The organism is Plantibacter sp. Leaf314, assembly GCF_001423185.1.
Classification (GTDB): domain Bacteria; phylum Actinomycetota; class Actinomycetes; order Actinomycetales; family Microbacteriaceae; genus Plantibacter.
In genome coordinates this window covers 1,866,001-1,881,989 of sequence record NZ_LMOB01000001.1, presented here as the reverse complement: position 1 = coordinate 1,881,989, position 15,989 = coordinate 1,866,001, and the positions used below count along the sequence as shown (strand labels likewise).

19 protein-coding genes are annotated in these 15,989 nt (G+C 69.4%); 9 read left to right on the top strand and 10 right to left on the bottom strand.

Annotated elements, in window-relative coordinates:
- Window positions 1–13 precede the first annotated feature (13 nt).
- Window positions 14–283, bottom strand: coding sequence for a hypothetical protein (locus ASF68_RS08860; protein WP_056009391.1), 270 nt, complete (start codon window positions 281–283; stop codon window positions 14–16).
- Between the two features lie 122 nt (window positions 284–405).
- Between ASF68_RS08860 and ASF68_RS08855 the strand changes: the two genes are divergently transcribed.
- The gene (locus ASF68_RS08855) at window positions 406–1,560 is read left to right on the top strand and encodes an epoxide hydrolase family protein (protein ID WP_200936402.1); all 1,155 of its coding nucleotides are present in this window, start codon (window positions 406–408) and stop codon (window positions 1,558–1,560) included.
- Here the strand turns inward: ASF68_RS08855 and ASF68_RS08850 are convergent.
- Together ASF68_RS08850 and ASF68_RS08845 are read right to left on the bottom strand one after the other, a co-directional pair.
- Window positions 1,544–2,545, bottom strand: a complete 1,002-nt coding sequence (locus ASF68_RS08850; protein ID WP_056009387.1) for a YafY family protein — start codon at window positions 2,543–2,545, stop codon at window positions 1,544–1,546. The genes ASF68_RS08855 and ASF68_RS08850 overlap by 17 nt on opposite strands.
- A 46-nt stretch (window positions 2,546–2,591) precedes the next feature.
- A complete protein-coding gene (locus ASF68_RS08845) occupies window positions 2,592–3,161 on the bottom strand; it encodes a TetR/AcrR family transcriptional regulator (RefSeq protein WP_056009386.1) in 570 nt (189 codons plus the stop codon).
- A 106-nt stretch (window positions 3,162–3,267) separates the two neighbouring features.
- Here ASF68_RS08845 and ASF68_RS08840 point away from each other — a divergent pair, with 106 nt between their 5' ends.
- The gene (locus ASF68_RS08840; protein ID WP_056009384.1) at window positions 3,268–4,017 is read left to right on the top strand and encodes an SDR family oxidoreductase; all 750 of its coding nucleotides are present in this window, start codon (window positions 3,268–3,270) and stop codon (window positions 4,015–4,017) included.
- Window positions 4,018–4,140: 123 nt separating this feature from the next.
- Here the strand turns inward: ASF68_RS08840 and ASF68_RS08835 are convergent, their stop codons facing one another.
- A complete protein-coding gene (locus tag ASF68_RS08835; protein ID WP_056009382.1) occupies window positions 4,141–5,145 on the bottom strand; it encodes a glycosyl hydrolase family 18 protein in 1,005 nt (334 codons plus the stop codon).
- A 43-nt stretch (window positions 5,146–5,188) separates the two neighbouring features.
- A complete protein-coding gene (locus ASF68_RS08830) occupies window positions 5,189–6,181 on the bottom strand; it encodes a YafY family protein (RefSeq protein WP_056009380.1) in 993 nt (330 codons plus the stop codon).
- Between the two features lie 90 nt (window positions 6,182–6,271).
- On the opposite strand from ASF68_RS08830, the gene ASF68_RS08825 reads away from it, so the two are divergent.
- Window positions 6,272–6,637, top strand: a complete 366-nt coding sequence (locus tag ASF68_RS08825) for a VOC family protein (RefSeq protein ID WP_056009378.1) — start codon at window positions 6,272–6,274, stop codon at window positions 6,635–6,637.
- Between the two features lie 19 nt (window positions 6,638–6,656).
- Here the strand turns inward: ASF68_RS08825 and ASF68_RS08820 are convergent, their stop codons facing one another.
- A complete protein-coding gene (locus ASF68_RS08820; RefSeq protein ID WP_056009376.1) occupies window positions 6,657–7,019 on the bottom strand; it encodes a cupin domain-containing protein in 363 nt (120 codons plus the stop codon).
- Window positions 7,020–7,176: 157 nt separating this feature from the next.
- Between ASF68_RS08820 and ASF68_RS08815 the strand changes: the two genes are divergently transcribed.
- The 3 genes from ASF68_RS08815 to ASF68_RS08805 all read left to right on the top strand — a co-directional run bounded on the left by ASF68_RS08815 (window position 7,177) and on the right by ASF68_RS08805 (window position 9,973).
- The gene (locus tag ASF68_RS08815; RefSeq protein WP_056009375.1) at window positions 7,177–8,649 is read left to right on the top strand and encodes an MFS transporter; all 1,473 of its coding nucleotides are present in this window, start codon (window positions 7,177–7,179) and stop codon (window positions 8,647–8,649) included.
- Window positions 8,642–9,613 carry an alpha/beta hydrolase gene (locus ASF68_RS08810; RefSeq protein ID WP_056009373.1) on the top strand — a complete coding sequence of 324 codons (972 nt, stop codon included), beginning with the start codon at window positions 8,642–8,644 and terminating at the stop codon, window positions 9,611–9,613. Before ASF68_RS08815 ends, ASF68_RS08810 begins: the two co-directional genes overlap by 8 nt.
- Before the next feature lie 165 nt (window positions 9,614–9,778).
- Window positions 9,779–9,973 carry a hypothetical protein gene (locus ASF68_RS08805; protein ID WP_056009371.1) on the top strand — a complete coding sequence of 65 codons (195 nt, stop codon included), beginning with the start codon at window positions 9,779–9,781 and terminating at the stop codon, window positions 9,971–9,973.
- 54 nt (window positions 9,974–10,027) lie between these two features.
- Here the strand turns inward: ASF68_RS08805 and ASF68_RS08800 are convergent, their stop codons facing one another.
- Both ASF68_RS08800 and ASF68_RS08795 read right to left on the bottom strand, forming a co-directional pair.
- Entirely contained in the window at window positions 10,028–10,588 is a 561-nt protein-coding gene (locus ASF68_RS08800) for a GAD-like domain-containing protein (RefSeq protein WP_056009369.1), read from the bottom strand.
- A 168-nt stretch (window positions 10,589–10,756) separates the two neighbouring features.
- Entirely contained in the window at window positions 10,757–11,245 is a 489-nt protein-coding gene (locus ASF68_RS08795; protein ID WP_056011654.1) for a hypothetical protein, read from the bottom strand.
- A 206-nt stretch (window positions 11,246–11,451) separates the two neighbouring features.
- Here ASF68_RS08795 and ASF68_RS18720 point away from each other — a divergent pair, with 206 nt between their 5' ends.
- Entirely contained in the window at window positions 11,452–11,619 is a 168-nt protein-coding gene (locus ASF68_RS18720) for a hypothetical protein (protein ID WP_157580271.1), read from the top strand.
- A gap of 28 nt (window positions 11,620–11,647) precedes the next feature.
- Here ASF68_RS18720 and ASF68_RS08790 read toward each other — a convergent pair whose 3' ends face one another.
- The gene (locus tag ASF68_RS08790) at window positions 11,648–12,283 is read right to left on the bottom strand and encodes a response regulator transcription factor (RefSeq protein WP_056009367.1); all 636 of its coding nucleotides are present in this window, start codon (window positions 12,281–12,283) and stop codon (window positions 11,648–11,650) included.
- A complete protein-coding gene (locus ASF68_RS08785) occupies window positions 12,280–14,019 on the bottom strand; it encodes a GAF domain-containing protein (RefSeq protein WP_056009365.1) in 1,740 nt (579 codons plus the stop codon). The genes ASF68_RS08790 and ASF68_RS08785 overlap by 4 nt, the downstream gene beginning before the upstream one ends.
- Window positions 14,020–14,130: 111 nt before the next feature.
- Between ASF68_RS08785 and ASF68_RS08780 the strand changes: the two genes are divergently transcribed.
- Both ASF68_RS08780 and ASF68_RS08775 read left to right on the top strand, forming a co-directional pair.
- Window positions 14,131–14,994 (top strand): universal stress protein, encoded by an 864-nt coding sequence (locus tag ASF68_RS08780; protein ID WP_056009363.1) that lies wholly within the window; start codon window positions 14,131–14,133, stop codon window positions 14,992–14,994.
- A gap of 37 nt (window positions 14,995–15,031) precedes the next feature.
- Window positions 15,032–15,985, top strand: coding sequence for an L-lactate dehydrogenase (locus tag ASF68_RS08775; RefSeq protein ID WP_056011651.1), 954 nt, complete (start codon window positions 15,032–15,034; stop codon window positions 15,983–15,985).
- The last annotated feature ends 4 nt before the right edge of the window (window positions 15,986–15,989 follow it).

The window sequence follows — 15,989 nt, the reverse complement described above, 5'->3', positions numbered from 1 at the left end:
CGCGTCGCCGGCGTCACGGCGCGCTCTCCGGGTGCGTCGCGTCCTCCGCGGGACGGTCGACGCGTTCCTCCTCGCGCGCGCGTTTTGTCACGCCTCGGATCCATATGAGGGTGCCGACTCCCATCGCGAACTGCAGACCGCCCAGCACGACACCGTGGATGTCGTGAGCCGATCCGGTCCATGAGAGGAGCCGTCCGCCCGCTATGCCGAGGCCGATCACTGTGAATGCCCAGCCGAACACCACCGGCCCGGATCGGTACCCGGGCTCGCGCCAGATCGTCATGCGCGAAGCCTACTGGTGCGGGTGCGCTCGCCGTCGGCGGACAGGTGCTGTCCTCGTTCGTCCCTATCGTCGCCGGCGTGGTGCGGCTCAGCGGAGTCCACCCGCGAGGGAAGGAAACCATGATGCACACCGACATCCAGCCGTTCCGGATCGACATCCCCGAGGATGCGATCGACGAGCTCACGCGTCGACTCCGGGCCACCCGGTTCCCGCCGACGCTGCCGGGCGACGACTGGTCGACGGGGGTTCCGGTCCACTACCTCCGCCGCCTGGTCGACCACTGGGCGGACTCCTTCGACTGGCGTGCGCAGCAGGAGGCACTGAACGCGTTCCCGCAGTTCACGACGGTCATCGACGGGCAGACCATCCACTTCCTCCACGTCCGGTCGGCGGTCGACGGAGCGCTTCCACTGGTGCTCACGCACGGCTGGCCGGGGTCGTTCGTCGAGTTCCTGGACCTCATCGGCCCGCTCACCGACCCCGAGGCTCACGGGCGGGAGGCGGCTGACGCCTTCGACGTGGTCATCCCCTCGCTGCCCGGCTTCGGGTTCTCGAGCCCCGTCGTCGAGGGCGGTTGGGATGCGGCGCGGATCGGGCGGACGTGGGCGACGCTCATGGAGCGGCTCGGCTACGAACGGTTCGGCGTGCAGGGCGGCGACATCGGCGCTGCGGTCTCACCCCAGGTGGCGAGGGCGGCGCCGACCCGCGTGGTCGGCGTGCACGTCAACGGCTCGCTGGGGATGCCGTTGCGGGCGCCGAGCGAGGCGGAGCTGGCGAGCTTCACCCCGCTGGAACTCGACCGTCTCGCACGGGTCCAGGCCTTCATGCGTGACGAGTACGGCTACATCGCGATCCAGTCCACCCGGCCGCAGACGATCGGAGCGGCACTGGTCGACTCACCGGTCGGCCTGCTCGCGTGGATCATCGACAAGTTCCACGCGTGGACGGTGCCGCGCGAGGCGCTTCCCGAGGCGGTCGTCCCGCTCGATCGTCTGCTGACGAACGTCTCGCTGTACTGGTTCACCGAGACCGCCGGCACCGCCGCCTACGTCGGGTACGCGCAGCACACGGCGTGGGGTGCGGTCGACGAACCGTCCGGCGTCCCGACCGGCGTCATCATGTTCGCCCACGACGTCGGGATCCGGCGCTACGCCGAGCGGGAGCACACCATCACGCGGTGGACCGACGTCACCGACCGCGGCGGTCACTTCGCCGCCCTCGAGGAGCCGGCGGTACTCATCGACGATCTGACCGAGTTCTTCAGACCGCTCCGGTGACCGGTGGCGGGTTGGCCGGGCTCGACTCGGACGCCCGGCCCGCCTGCTCCGCCACCCTGCCGAACGCGGCCCGCAACCCGTCGGGTTCGATCACCTCCACGTCGGCCTGCACCAGGAGCAACCACCGGGCGATCGCGTCGTGGCTGTCCGCTCCGGCGCGCACCACCGTGACCTCGGGCGACACCGCTTCGACGCTGCCCCACGCCGGTGCGACCCACCGGCGCACCGCCTCGATCGGCGCGTGGACGCGGACGGTGCCGGTGACCTGCTGCCAGCCGACGGTGAGCTGTCGGGTGACCCATCCCTCGACGTCCGGGTCCGGGAGCGGACGTTCCCTCGTGGGCAGCTCGGTCGCCGCGAACCCGGTGATGCGGTCGACGCGGAACGTGCGCCACGCGTCGGCGTCGAGGTCGAAGGCGACGAGGTACCACCGCCGTGCCGTGTTGACGAGCCGCCGTGGGTCGACGCGGCGCGGGGTCGAGGTCCCGTCGCGCCCCGTGTACGCGAACCCGACTCGGCGCCGCACCAGGCACGTCCTCGCGAGGTCGCCGAGGAGGGCGATGTCGACCGTCGGATGGTCGATCGGCTCTAGGACGTCCACGGGGGTGTCGAGGGTGACGGCTGCGACCGCGTCGACGATCCAGCGCGCCCGAGGGGGCAGCGACGCGACGATCTTCCCGAGCGAACCGGCCGCGAGGGTCCCGTCGACGTCGTCCTGCCAACGCCGGAGCGCCAGCGCGCAGGCGAGCGCCTCCTCCGTGGTCAGATGGATCGGTGGCAGCACCGCGCCCGGTTCGATCGAGTACCCGCCGTCGACCCCGAGGCGCGTGTCGACCGGGTACCCGAGATCGCGGAGCCGTGCCACGTCGCGGCGCACGGTCCTCGTCGTCACGCCGAGGTCACCGGCCAAGCGTTCGGTGGCCATGAACCCGTTCCGCTGGAGCAGCTCCAGCAGTCGGAACGTCCGTGACGTCGTATCCCACATGGACCAAGCATGCTCCAGGCCGAGGACACGTCCTGTCCGCCGGCGGTCAGGCGACCGGGTGCCCTGTCCCGGCCTGGTCGGGGCGGAGGCCCTCGAGCACGACCTGCAGCATCAGCGAACTGTCGGGGTCGTCGCTCGCCATGCTGGCCGTGCGAGCGGCGTGGGCGATGCCGCACAGGAGCAGCAGCACCTGGGTCGGGCCGACGTCCGGTCGCAGGTGACCCAGCGCGGCGGCACGCTGCATCAGCGTCCCGAGGTCCTGGATCAACGCCGTCTGCAACTCCGTCGTCCGTTCCAGTGCCGCCTCCTGCCGCGAGACGACCTTCTCGAACAGGGAGTCTTCGACGAGGAGGCGGAAATGCGCGGAGAGCGCCTGGTCGAGGTGCTCCGGGCCGGCCTGGCGGAGGATCGTCGCAAGGGCGTCGAACCGGTCCCAGACCAGAGCCTCTTCGAGTTCGGCGACCGTCGCGAAGTGGCGATAGACCGTCCCGACACCGACGTCGGCCGCGTGGGCGACCGTGTTGAGAGCGGGCGTCTCCCCTGCGGCGACCAGGGAGCGAGCCGCCTCGAGGATGTGCAGCCGCGTCCGAGCAACGTCTCGCCGAGGGGTACCCATCGTCACAGCGTACCCGGATCACGCGTGTCAGCGGATAGAGTATCCGTCCGGATAAGTTATCCGCATTCCGACTGAAAGGCCCATCGTGCCTCACTCCTCTCGCCCCGTGGCCGTCATCACCGGGGCCAGTTCCGGCATCGGCGCGCAATTCGCGCGCAGGTATGCAGCCGAAGGGTTCGACCTCGTCCTCGTCGCCCGCTCCGGCGAGGCGTTGCGGGCGCTGGCGGACGAGCTCGCCTCGGCCCATCAGATCGTCGCGCGGGTGCACGTCGCCGACCTGACCCGCGCTGCTGACGTCGATGCGCTGGTCACCGAGCTCCGCGACGGGCTCGTGCGCGTCGACCACCTCGTCAACTCAGCCGGAATCGCGCCCGAGGGGGATCTCTCGGACACTGCGGAGCGCGACCTTCGCGACCTGGTGGCGCTGAACGTCACGGCGCTCACGCTCCTGAATCGTGCGGCGGTCATCCGCATGCGGGCCCAGGGCACGGGCACGATCATCAACATCGGCAGTGCGGCCGGCTATCAACCGATGCCGCACTTCGCTGCGTACTCCGCGACGAAGTCCTATGTGATCAACCTCTCCGAGGCCCTGTCCGAGGAGAACCGCCCCTTCGGGCTCCGGATCTTCGCGGTCTCCCCAGGCGACACGGACACCGGCATGGGGTCCAATCCCTCGACCGACAAGCGCACGCCCGAGCAGGTCGTCGACACCGCGTGGCGCGCGATGCGCGGGGCGGCACCGTCGGTGGTCGACGGTGCCGCGAACAGCATCCTGGCCGTGGTGTCCTCGCGCGTCCTGCCGAAGCGGTTCGGCCTGCGGATCGCCGAACGGATGATGCGCCGCATGGTGTGAGCCTGGTCTCCGCGAGCGGTGATGACGCGGGTGGGCTCAGCCGGAGCTGGCGCGCGAGCAGCGTTCTCGGCAGGCGCCGTCATCGCGCTCGGCGCCCGCGGACCGCCGCCGCCCGCCCACGGGTCAGCTGATCGGGTCGCCGAGGCTCAGCTCCCACACGGCGAGACCGTGCACCCCCTGCTGCGTTGCGAGGGCCTTCCGCAGGCCGAGGGTCTTGGCATCGGACCACCAGATGACCGTGCCGTCGGCGAGCTTCGCGGTCCACTCCTGCTGCTTCGCGTCGAACGTCGCACGCTTCCCGGCCTTCGCTCGGGCTTGGGCGACGGTCAGCTGCACGCCGTCGGCGCCGTCGCCCGGCCAGGTGTAGGCGTACTCGGCGACGCCGAGGTCGATCTTGGCTTCCGGGACCCCGGTCGCGATGAACGCGGCGAGGACGCTCTTCACCCAGGGGGTGCCGCCGATGGGGCCTGCCTTGGTCCAGGTGGGGCCGTGCTGGTCGTAGGCCATGAGCACGAACCGCCCGACGGAGGCGTCCAGTGCGCTCAGCTCGTAGCCCTCGTCCGCGTAGCCGGCTGCGGTGTCGGTCGCCATGAGGGCCATCGAGATGGTCGACGCGGCCGGGAGTGCGGCGCGCAGTTCCGTCATGAAGCTCGTGAGACCGGCCGTGTGGGTGCGGTCGAGCGATTCGAGGTCGACCTGCACGCCGTCGAACCCGCCCCGCTCGACCCTGGACACGAGCGACGCGACGACGGCCTTGCGGTTCGCCGTGCTGCTGAGGAGCTTGGTGGCGATGGCGGGCGAGAAGTCACCCGCGGACGCGTCGAAGTTGCCGAAGAGGAGTTCGGTCTTCAGTCCGTGCCGCTTCGCCTCGGTGGCCATGGCCGCGGCTTCCCGCGGGGTCGCCGTGACCTTCGCGCCGTTGGAGGACAGGTTGACGCCGTCGATCCCGACGAGCGAGAGGGCTGCGGCACTCGGGGCGAGGTGTTGCGCGCCGGACCCCGTCATGAGGTATCCCTCGATCGGCAGTCCCGCGGCGGCGTTCGCGGGGGAGGACACGAGGAGGGGGACCGCGAGCGCGGTGACTCCCAGGGTGACCAAGAGGTTCCGGAGGTTCCGTCGTGTGCGCATGTCTGATTCTCTCGGTACTCGGACGCGATCATGCGCCGGCATCTCACTGCGGCGTCGGTTCGTGTGCTCGTGCCGGGCTGGAAGCGGGTCCGTCGTCGTGCCGGCGGGCGAGGTCTGCCGCGAGTTCCGTGATGCGTCGCCGTGCTGCTGCCGGGGCGAGGACGTCGATGTGATCCCCGAACTGCAGCAGCTGACGTACGGCTTCGACCTCCGGATAGGTGACCGTCAGGGTCTGCCAGCCGTCGTCGTCGACCGGTCCGGTTGGGTGCAATCGACTTCCCAGGATGCGTGCGGCGAGGTCGAGGCGACTTGCTCGGAGCCGGATGGTCACCTCGACCTGCCCTGGGGCTTCCGTGCGCTCGCGGAGTCGGGTCCAGACGGAGCGCAGGTCGTGTCCGTCGGGTGTCACCGCACGTTCCGGGAGTGCCTCGTACCCTTCGAGCCGATCGAGCGCGAAGAGTTTCGGCTTCCGGTCGTCATCGGCGACGAGGTACCAGCGGCCTGACTTCGACACCAGCCCGTAGGGGTCGACGTCGCGGGTGGTGGCGTGTTCGGCACCGCTTCGGCGGTAGTGGAGCCGCAGCCGTGAGCGGGAGCGCAAGGTCATCGCGAGATCCGCGACGTCCGGTTCGCGGGTCTCGGCGGCGAGCCACCTCGAGTTCTCGACGATGACGAGCTCGGCCAGGTTCGTGCCCTCGTCCCCGCTGCGGCGGGCGGCGATCTTCCGCAGGGCCATGTCGTGAGCGGCCGCGATCCCCAACTGTTCGCGCTGCGTGCCGTCGAGCCCGGCGACCGCCAGCGAGTCCATCTCGGCGGGATCCAGATGTGATGCGTTCAGCCGCGCGCCCGGAAGGAGGACGATGCCGCCGTATCTGCCTCGCTCGGCGTACACGGGCACACCCGCGGTCGAGAGCGCTTCGATGTCGCGGAGGATCGTCCGCGTGGAGACCTCCAGCCGCTCGGCCAGCTCGACGGTGGTCATGCGCTGCCGGGTCTGGAGGAGGAGCAGGAGGCTCAGGAGTCGGGAGGCCTTCATGGGATCAATGTTCTGGTGAAACCTGACAGGAACTGTCGTGATTTGTCGATTGGCTGGGAACACCTCGATACACACCGATAGGAGATCCGCATGTCTGCACCGAACCTCTTCCTGATCCAGGTCCAGGACACCCGAGCCGCCACGACGTTCTACAGCGAGCTCTTCGAGATCGAACCGGTCTTCACGAGCCCGCGGTACGTGGCGTTCCCGGTGGCTCCGGGTGTCCTGTTCGCGCTCTGGACGGGACGCAACGAACACGCGGTGCCTGGCACGCCGCGCACGTCCGAGGTCGGGCTCATGGTCCCCGGCTCGGAGACCGCCGTCGACGAGCTGTTCGAGGCGTGGACCGCCAAGGGCGTCACGGTCGTCGAACCTCCGTACGACGACGTCTTCGGTCGGACGTTCGTCGTCGCCGATCCCGACGGCAACCTGATCCGCGTGTCGCCCGTCGATTGACGGTGGTCTTCCTCCGTCGTCAGGACGAGGAGTTCCCGACGGGTGGTTCGCCCATGGTCAACTCGGGCGTGATGCCGGCCGGCACCGGGAACCAGGCGAGGAAGGTGACACCCTCGTCGGTCGCGTCGAAGCGGGTGATCGTCTCGTTCGCCGGTTCATGGAACGTGTCGCCGGCGCGGAGGACGGTCTGCTCTCCGGTTCCCACTTGGAAGAACACGGACCCGGATTCGACCACGCCGAAGACGGGCCCGTTGTGCCAGTGCGCACCGGGGTGGACGTCTGCCGGGATGGTGATGCGTCGCACCTCGACGGAGGCGAAGGACGGCGCACCCTCCAGGTCCACGGTGGCCAGCGTTTCGCGGGTGATCGGGGGAGTGGTCATGGGTCGATGATGTCATCGCGAGGCGAGCACGAGGGATCTGGCCGGTCGACGATGCGCTACTCTCATCCCAGAGGGAAAAATCCCGTCGCGCCTCGGCCGACGGAAACGCACAAGCGTCTCGTGGGAGTCGCCACTTCTTCATCGAAGGAGTGCGTCCATGCTCGAACCCTCAACCTCCCCGGCGGTCCAGCCACCACCACCGGCTCGCCTCCGCGACGCGTGGGTCGCGCTCGCCGGTCTCTCGGCGGTGTTCCTGTTCGAGATGCTCGACAACTCCGTCCTGAACGTCGCACTCCCGACCATCGGGCGCGAGCTCACTGCCTCCACGTCGTCACTGCAGTGGGTGTCGGGGGCATACTCGGTCGCCTTCGGCGGATTGATGCTGCTGTTCGGTGCGGTGGCCGATCGGTTCGGTCGGCGACGGATCATGCTCATCGGCCTCGTGCTGCTCACGATCGTGAGCGTCCTGACGGTGTTCGTCACCTCGGTGGAACAGTTGATCGCGGTGCGTGCGCTGATGGGCGTCGCCGCGGCGATGACGACCCCCGGTTCCATGGCGTTGGCGTTCCGCTTGTTCGACGCGGACGATCTGCGCGTGCGTGCCCTGACGGTCATCTCGACCGCTGGACTGGTCGGTCTCGCCGCCGGACCCACGATCGGTGGGCTCGTCCTCGCTGTCGCACCGTGGCAGGTGCTCATCGTCGCCAACGCGCCCATCGCGATCGTCGCTCTCATCGGGATCCGCGCCGGAGTCGCCGCCGACCAGCGAGACCATCTGCACAATGAGCGCATCGACGTGGTGGGCGCCTCCCTGGGCACCGCGACCATCGTCGGCGCCCTCCTCACGCCGACCCTGTTCGTCGCAGGCGCCGACCTTCCGCTGGCGTGGGGCGTCGCTGTGGCGACCACGGCGGCCGCGGTCGGGTTCGTGGTCCGCGAGCGCACCGCGCGTCGCCCGGTGCTTGATCTGCGGCTCGTCGCCCAGCCTCTGGTGGCGTCCGGTTTGGCCTACAAGGCCGCCTCTGGACTCGCGATGGCGGGGCTGTCCTACCTGACGACGCTGCAACTGCAGTTCGCGTGGGGGTGGCCGCCCGCCCTCGCCGCGCTCGGCACGCTCCCGCAGGTCGTGGTGTTGCTGGCGAGTGGTCGCTTCGTCGGTCCGTTCGTGCAGCGGTTAGGCCTCGATCGCGCCGCTTGGATGAGCGCTGCCGCGGTGGTCGCGGGGCTCGCCATGTTCGCGCTCCTCGGCCGATTCGGGTACCCCTGGGTGCTGGTCGCGTTGGTGCTCGTGGCCGCCGGGATGCGCGTGGTCGGGGTAGTCGCCGGCAACAACGTCCTCCGCGGCCTCCCGTCGGACCGCACGTCCATCGGTGCGGCCCTGGTCGACACGGCCAGCGAGTTGGCCACGGCTGTCGGGATCGCCGCGACCGGCACCATCCTCGCCGCGCTCGTCGGCGGCCGCATCACGACGATGACGTCCACCTCCGGTCGGCTCGCGTCGTTCGAGGATGCGATCCTCATCGCCGGACTCACCATCACCTGCCTCGCCGCGGCCCTCGTCGCCGTCGGCATCCACCGTTCACGTCGCACCCCGTCCGAACCCACCATCCAGGAGCCCTCCCATGTCTGACCTCTCGCCCCGACCTCCGTTCGATCCCGAACTGGCCACCTTCCTCACCGCCCTCGAGGCGCGCGGCCCGTTCACCCTGACGGCGGAGATGCTGCCGCACATGCGTGCCCTCGAGCTGACCGAGGAGGCCCTCGACGAGCGGTTGCGCTCGCGGGGATACGAGCGGCGCACGCTCACCGTTCCCGGCCACCTCGGGGATCCGATCACGCTCGCGGTCATTCAGCGGATCGGTCGCACGGGAGCGACGGCCGCGGTCTACACGATCCACGGGGGTGGGATGATGTTCGGCCACCACCTCGGGAACCTCGACTCCTACGACGACTGGCTCCTGAACGACCACGACGTGGTGCTCGTGAGCGTCGACTACCGTCTCGCCCCGGAACATCCGGACCCGTACCCCGTGGAGGACTGCTACGCCGGACTCGTGTGGGTCGCGGCGCACGCTGACGAACTCGGCATCGATCCTGAGCGCATCGTGATCGCCGGGCAGAGTGCGGGCGGCGGACTCGCCGCGGGCACCGCCCTCCTCGCCCGGGACCGCAACGGGCCGGCGCTCCTGGCGCAGATCCTGGTGTCGCCGATGCTCGACGACCGTGACGCCACGGTGTCGACGCAGCAGATCGACGGTGTGGGGGTCGCGGATCGACAGCTGACCCGGTTCGGTTGGGATGCGTACCTCGGATCCCGGCGTGCTGGTGACGACGTCTCCATCTTCGCCGCGCCGGCTCGGGCGACCGACCTCACCGGGCTCCCGCGCACGTACCTCGACTGCGGCAGCGCTGAGGTGTTCCGCGATGAGACGGTCGCCTACGCCAGTGCGCTCTGGGCTGCGGGTGGTGACGCGGAACTGCACGTGTGGCCGGGTGCGTTCCACGGTTTCACGAGCATGATGCCGGACGCCACCATCTCCAGGACCGCCACGGCGGCTCTGGCCGACTGGACGGGGCGGTTGCTCGGGACGTAGCCGCGCTGGCAGCCGTCGTGGAGCCGACGTGACCCGAGCCCAGCCTGGCTTCGCCGCGGTCGAGTGCGACCCTGACCCGGCGAGGTCGGCGCAGGCTGCGGGTCTGTCCAGCGCGTGGTGGAACACGGAGAACAGTGCCTCGTGCGGTGCGGTTAGGCTCGAATCATGGTCGCATGGAGTCGCTACGTCTTGGCCGCCTCGCTCATCGCCGGCATCGCAGGGATCCTCTTCGCCCGGCAGTTGCCCGCGTGGTGGGGTCCGATCTCCCTCGTGCTCATGGTCGTCGCGGCTGTCGTGTTCTTCGTCGTCTCCATCGTCGAGTACCGACGCCGGCGGGTGGTGCAGAACTCCCCACGGTGACGTGGCTCGATGCCGAGTGGGCGCCGTAGGCCTGCCGACACGGCCGCACGGCGGTCAGTGGCCGATGACGCCCTGGAGGTCGACGGCGACCTGGATCGCGGCGATGGTCTCGCGCTTGTGCAGGTTCTCGACCGTGGCCGTGCCGCCCAGCGAGAGCAATGGCTCGAAGACGAACGACTCCTCGTAGGGCAGGTCGCCGTGCGCCGCGACCGCCTCGGGGAAGATGTCCCAGTGCAGGGTGTCGGACAGTTCGTCGGGTCCGTCGAGATCGACCATGAAGAGGAAGTTGTCGACGGAGGAGTTCAGTCCCACCGTCCGGCCTTCTCGGAAGAGGATGCCGACGACGCCCATGCTCGGCTCCCAGGTGATGAGGTCACCGAGACCAGTGACCATGATCGGGATGGCGATGCCGTCACCCTGCGTCTTGCCGATGCAGTCGCCGACCTGGTCCTCGTAGCGTTTCGGATCGATGACGCGCAGGAAGCCGTGGCCGAAGGTCCCGTACCCGTAGCGTTCCCACACCTCGACGAGTTCGTCCGGGACTCGGCCCCGATATTCCTCGATGAGCTCTTCCGGGACAGGGCCGTGTGTGACGAAGTCGGAGATCTCAACCATGATGTCCAAGCTACCGGGCGCGTGCCGGCACTCCGCGGGACCAGGCCGCCTACAGCGCCCCGGTCGGATCCGCCCGGGCATCGGAACAGGACAGCGGAACGCGACACCCGTCGAGGGTGCCGCGCTCCGCCACGACTGAATCCGCCACGTGCGACGAGGCGACAGGCCTCAGAGGTCCGTCTGCGGTGCGGCCACCTGGACGGCCCGGCTGAGCGCCGTCGTGGCCCAACCCAGGAGGGCGAGGATGATGCCGACTCCGATGGCGAAGACGGCGACGCCGAACGACACGACCGAGGTGAAGAGCGAAGCGCGGAGGAACGACGCGTCCATCACGGTCGCTCGGATCGGGTCGTCCTTCTCGAGCTGAGCGTAGGTCTTGCCGTCTGCCATCGCGGTGGCGTGCATGTTGATCGCGTCAGCCTGCGCCAACGCGCTGAACGGGCCCGTCACCGGCGCGTTGGCGAGGAACGATGCGTCCTCGCTCACCGTGATGTGCTGGTCGGCGAGCTGTGAGCTGACGACGCCCCACACCACGCCGCCCGCGACGATCATGACGATCCCGGCGACGATGGCGAGGATTCCAGCCCACCGGGCGAGCAGGCGAGTGCGGGACGTGAGCGTGGTGGCTGCAGCGCTGTCGGTGGTCGTGGTGCTCATGGTGTGTGCTTTCTGTTCGTTCTGCGCGGACGGGGGAGGAGCGGCGCCTTCGAAGACCATCGTCGTCGCTCGTCCTTCGCGAGGTGAGGGCCGAAAGTCCCATGGGTTTCCGGATGCTGTTCGACGGGACGGAGGGTCGAACGGCCCTACCGCGGCAGGTTCGGGCGAGGTTGCCTGAGCAGACACGACGACAGATCGAGGAACGCATGACGGTACGAACGGTGGACACCGCACGATGGCAGCAGCTGTGCCACGCCACCCGCGAGCGGCTCGCACGCAAGGGCACGCTCGACCGACACCGCGACGGCACGCTCGACGAGGTCGCCGCGCCAGACGGTCCTCCACCGGAGACCGGCCGCCGTTCAGCTCCCTGACCGCGGTCACCCTTCGATGCTGAGGACCTCAGGGCCTCGGACGGTTGGTGTGGGTGAGCCCGTACACCGCAGCCTGGGTCCGCCGCTCCACACCGATCTTGCCGAGCAGCCCCGACACGTAGTTCTTCACCGTCTTCTCGGCGAGACCGAGGTCCACCCCGATCTGCCGGTTCGTCATGCCTTCGGTGATGCGCGACAGCACCTGGCTCTCGCGCAGGGTGAGACGCGCCTCGTCGGTCGCGGGGTGATCGAGCAGTCGTCTGCGCGCACGAAGGACGAGTTCCGCGTCCATGAGCTGGGCGCCCGCGCTCACCTGACGGATGGCGCTCACGAGACCGGCGCCGCGGATGTCCTTCAAGAGCCATCCCTGCGCTCCCGCGAGCACCGCGGCTTGCTGGGCGTCGTCGTCGTCGAACGCGGTGAGCATGATGCAGGGGAGGTCCGGATGAGCCGAGCGGATGTCGCGGCAGGCGTCCACCCCTGATCCATCCGGAAGTCGCACATCGAGCACCACCACGTCGGGGGTCGTCGCATCGACCCGGGAGATCGCGTCGTGGACCGTGCCGGCTTCGCCGACCACCGTCAGGTCCGGTTCGCGTTCGATGACGTCGGTGATGCCCCGTCGGACCAGTTCGTGGTCGTCGAGGAGGAAGACACGGATCATCGGGAGGAGTCCTTCGAAGGTTCAGGGAGCGGCGCACGCCAGGTCAAGACGGCGCCGTGTTCGGCACCGGGGGTCAGCTCGCTCGATCCGCCGTGCGAGGCCGCCCTCGCGGCCAGATTGGCGATACCGCTCGCCGCACGGGGACCGTCGCCGCCGAGCCCGAGCCCGTCGTCGGTGACGCGCACCACGACGGCGGACGAGCTCGCCGGTGATGCCGCAGTCGGTTCGATCGTGATCGAGACGGTGACCGAGGTCGCCTGAGCGTGACGAGCGGCGTTCGACAACCCCTCGCGGACGACCGCCTCGACGTCGTCGAGCAGCACGCCCGCCACGAGGAGGTCCACCTCTCCCTCGAAGATGATCCGTGGCGACGTCGGGAAGGAACCGGCCGCTTCACCGACGACATCGAGGAGGCGGTGACGCGCGTCGGCTTCCGGTCGATGGGTCGCTCGGAGGGCGAACACGGAGGTCCGTATCTCGGCGATCGCCTCGTCGAGCAGGTCGGAGATCCCGTCCACGCGAGCGCGCGCCGACGGAGGGAGGGCGTGCAGGTCCAAGCCGTTGAGCGCCAGGCCGGCCCCGAACAACCGTTGGATGACGTTGTCGTGCAGGTCGCGGGCGATCCGCTCCCGATCCTCCAGGAGCGCGACGCGTTCCCGCGCCTCACGGGCGCTTCGGAGCTCCAAGGCGACACTCGCCTGTGCGGCGAAGTCCGTGATCATGTCGAGGTCCAGCTCGACGAACTGAGCAGAACCGGTGGGACGGGCCACGAGGAGGACGGAGTCGGCACCACCTGGCCGGGCCAGGGGGACGATCATGGCGCTGCCGGTGAAGTCGCTCTGGTCTGGGGACCCGGGACGGGGAAGGCCGAGGGACAGGGCGGGGTTCCCCGAAGCGATGACCTGGGCTGCCGGTGTCGACGCGGCGCTGAAGACGCGACCGAGGTACGCCTCCGCGTCGTCACCCCAGGCCATGTCGGTGGCGAACGCGTCGGAGTCGGTGCGGGCGACCAGCGCCACCACGGCGGCCCCGGTCAGACGGATCACGGAGGCTGCGATCAAGCCGAGCGGGTCCGCGCCGTCCTGATCGAGGAGTGCGGAGGACACTTCGGCCGAAGCGAGCGCCCAGCGTTGCCGGCGTTGCGATTCGCCGAACAGCCGCGCGTTGTCGATCGCGACGCCCGCAGCACCGGCCAAAGCCTGCAGGAGCTCCTCGTCCTCGGCGCTGAACGGACCGTCCGTCCGCTCGGTGAGGTAGAGATTGCCGAACACCTGTCCTCGGACCTGGATGGGCACGCCCAGAAAACTCTCCATCGGTGGGTGCCCGTCGGGGAAGCCAACGAACCGGTCGTGGTCGGCGAGGTGGTCGAGACGCACCGGGCTCGGGTCGTCGATGAGCGCACCCAGGACACCGAGCCCGCGGGGGAGATGACCGATCGACCGTGCCGCTTCGGTGTCGATGCCGACGTGGATGAACTGTTCGAGCGTTCCATCCGGCCCGATGACCCCGAGCGCACCGAACCGCGCGCCGGCGAGATCGACGGCTGCTTGCGTGATGCGCCGCAGCACGACCTCCACGTCGAGGTCCTCGGTGATCGCTCGCGTGGCCGAGAGGAGGTCACGGAGCCGCCCCTGCGTGTGGAGCACGCTCTGCGCCTTCTGGACCAGCTCGTCGATGGCCTTCTCGAGTTCCGACCTCGGCAGCTCCGGAAAGCCGATGGGTGGGTCCGTGCGCACAGGGCTCCTTGGGAAGGGTTCGATCCGATGGGACTTCCGGCCCTATGGCAGGCGCTCGCGTCGCTGAAGAGTTGAATCTACCAGGACCGTCAGAACGAGGGGAGAACGACTGTGGACAAGACGACGACGCTGCCGCAGCGGGCACGGATGACGGTGAGCGGACCGCCGAGCGAAGGACGCGGTCGATGCGTCGTCGGGTTCGACGGATCCTCGGCAGGGGTCACAGCACTCGACTGGGCCGTCACCTGGGCAGCCCGGAACCACCGTGACGTGCACCTGGTGGGGGTCGTCGACGACGACGCCGGAGCCATGAGCGGCACGAGCGCGAGCGACAGCGACCACGCCCGTGCACAGCTGTTGTCGGAGACGGTCGCGCTCCTGACGGAGCAGCACCCCGGGATCGCCGTCACGACCCGGCTCATCGCCGGGCCGGTCGCCGCATCGTTGGCGGCCGCCGCCCGACCCGACGACCTCGTCGTGATCGGGTCGGACAAGACGGGATACGCTCACGGTCGACTCTTCGGCGCTCGCAGTGTCCAGCTCGCCGCCCTCGTGTCCGGCCCGCTCACGGTCGTCCCCGCGGCGGATCTCCGATTCCGAGCCGGCGTCCTCGTGGCGATCGACGGGACGCCGGAGTCCTCGCGGCTGGCCCGCGTCGGTGCGGAGGAGGCCGTGGCTCGGCAGTGTGCCCTCGGCCTCGTCCATGCCATCGCCGTCGACGCCACGTCCGAGCGACGACAGCTGGGCGAGGCGGTCCTGCGCGAGGCCTTCGAGGCTGCCCGGGCAGTGGCGCCCGGACTCGAGATCAGCCGCCACCTGGCCAACCGGCGACCCGCGGAGGCGATGCTCAACCTCGCACGGGATCGCGCACTCCTCGTCATGGGTCGCTCTCGTCGCGTCGCCACCGCCGGAGTCGGCGGCACCCTCCACGAGGTGCTCATCAACGCGAACGTCCCCGTCATGGTCCTGCCCTGACGTCCGTCCCTCCACCAGCGCAACGACAGGAATGAACATGGCCACCAGAGAGAACAGCAAACTGACCGTCGTCGGCGCCGGAAGCGTCGGCGCAAGTGTCGCCTACGCTGCCTTGATCCGAGGATCCGCACGGCACGTCGCCCTCTACGACATCGCGACGGACAAGGTCGAAGCCGAGGTGCTGGACCTGGCCCACGGCACCCAGTTCGTCGGCGCGAGCGAGATCACCGGCGGCTCGGACCTCGCCGTGGCGGAGGGTTCGCACGTCGTGGTCATCACCGCCGGAGCCAAGCAACATCCCGGGCAGTCGCGCACCGAACTCGCCGACGTGAACGCGGGGATCATCGAGGGCATGATGCCCGGCCTGCTCGAGGTCGCGCCCGACGCGGTGTTCATGCTCGTCACCAATCCGTGCGATGTGCTCACCGTCATCGCCGCCGAGGCGTCCGGCCTCCCGCACCATCGGATCTTCTCCTCGGGCACCGTGCTCGACACGTCCCGACTGAGGTGGAAGCTCGCGCAGCGCGCAGGCGTGTCCACGAGCAGCGTGCACGCCAACATCGTCGGAGAACACGGCGACACCGAGTTCCCGCTCTGGTCGGAAGCGATGATCGGGCCGGTGCCGATCCTCGAATGGCAGACCGACACGTGCCCGAGGATGACGGTGGAGGAACTGGACCGCATCGCCATCGACGTGCGCGACGCCGCGTACCGGGTGATCAAGGGCAAGGGTGCCACCAACTACGCGATCGGTCTGTCCAGTGCGCGGATCGTCGAGGCCGTCCTGCAGGACGAACGAGCGGTCCTGCCGGTGAGCACCGTCTTGACCGACTTCCACGGGATCAACGGTGTCGCGCTGTCGGTGCCGTCGATCGTGGGTGCCACCGGCGCCGAACCCGTGAGGAACACCCCCTTCTCCGACTCGGAGCTCACGCTGCTCGGACGGTCCGCGGATGCGTTGTCGTCCGTCATCGCCGGACTGGCACGGTGACGAC

Bases quoted from the DNA above. Each gene is read 5' to 3' on its own strand.
- ASF68_RS08860 (WP_056009391.1), bottom strand. From the start codon at position 283: ATGACGATCTGGCGCGAGCCCGGGTACCGATCCGGGCCGGTGGTGTTC.
- ASF68_RS08855 (WP_200936402.1), top strand. From the start codon at position 406: ATGCACACCGACATCCAGCCGTTCCGGATCGACATCCCCGAGGATGCG.
- ASF68_RS08850 (WP_056009387.1), bottom strand. From the start codon at position 2,545: ATGTGGGATACGACGTCACGGACGTTCCGACTGCTGGAGCTGCTCCAG.
- ASF68_RS08845 (WP_056009386.1), bottom strand. From the start codon at position 3,161: ATGGGTACCCCTCGGCGAGACGTTGCTCGGACGCGGCTGCACATCCTC.
- ASF68_RS08835 (WP_056009382.1), bottom strand. From the start codon at position 5,145: ATGCGCACACGACGGAACCTCCGGAACCTCTTGGTCACCCTGGGAGTC.
- ASF68_RS08830 (WP_056009380.1), bottom strand. From the start codon at position 6,181: ATGAAGGCCTCCCGACTCCTGAGCCTCCTGCTCCTCCTCCAGACCCGG.
- ASF68_RS08825 (WP_056009378.1), top strand. From the start codon at position 6,272: ATGTCTGCACCGAACCTCTTCCTGATCCAGGTCCAGGACACCCGAGCC.
- ASF68_RS08820 (WP_056009376.1), bottom strand. From the start codon at position 7,019: ATGACCACTCCCCCGATCACCCGCGAAACGCTGGCCACCGTGGACCTG.
- ASF68_RS08815 (WP_056009375.1), top strand. From the start codon at position 7,177: ATGCTCGAACCCTCAACCTCCCCGGCGGTCCAGCCACCACCACCGGCT.
- ASF68_RS08810 (WP_056009373.1), top strand. From the start codon at position 8,642: ATGTCTGACCTCTCGCCCCGACCTCCGTTCGATCCCGAACTGGCCACC.
- ASF68_RS08805 (WP_056009371.1), top strand. From the start codon at position 9,779: ATGGTCGCATGGAGTCGCTACGTCTTGGCCGCCTCGCTCATCGCCGGC.
- ASF68_RS08800 (WP_056009369.1), bottom strand. From the start codon at position 10,588: ATGGTTGAGATCTCCGACTTCGTCACACACGGCCCTGTCCCGGAAGAG.
- ASF68_RS08795 (WP_056011654.1), bottom strand. From the start codon at position 11,245: ATGAGCACCACGACCACCGACAGCGCTGCAGCCACCACGCTCACGTCC.
- ASF68_RS18720 (WP_157580271.1), top strand. From the start codon at position 11,452: ATGACGGTACGAACGGTGGACACCGCACGATGGCAGCAGCTGTGCCAC.
- ASF68_RS08790 (WP_056009367.1), bottom strand. From the start codon at position 12,283: ATGATCCGTGTCTTCCTCCTCGACGACCACGAACTGGTCCGACGGGGC.
- ASF68_RS08775 (WP_056011651.1), top strand. From the start codon at position 15,032: ATGGCCACCAGAGAGAACAGCAAACTGACCGTCGTCGGCGCCGGAAGC.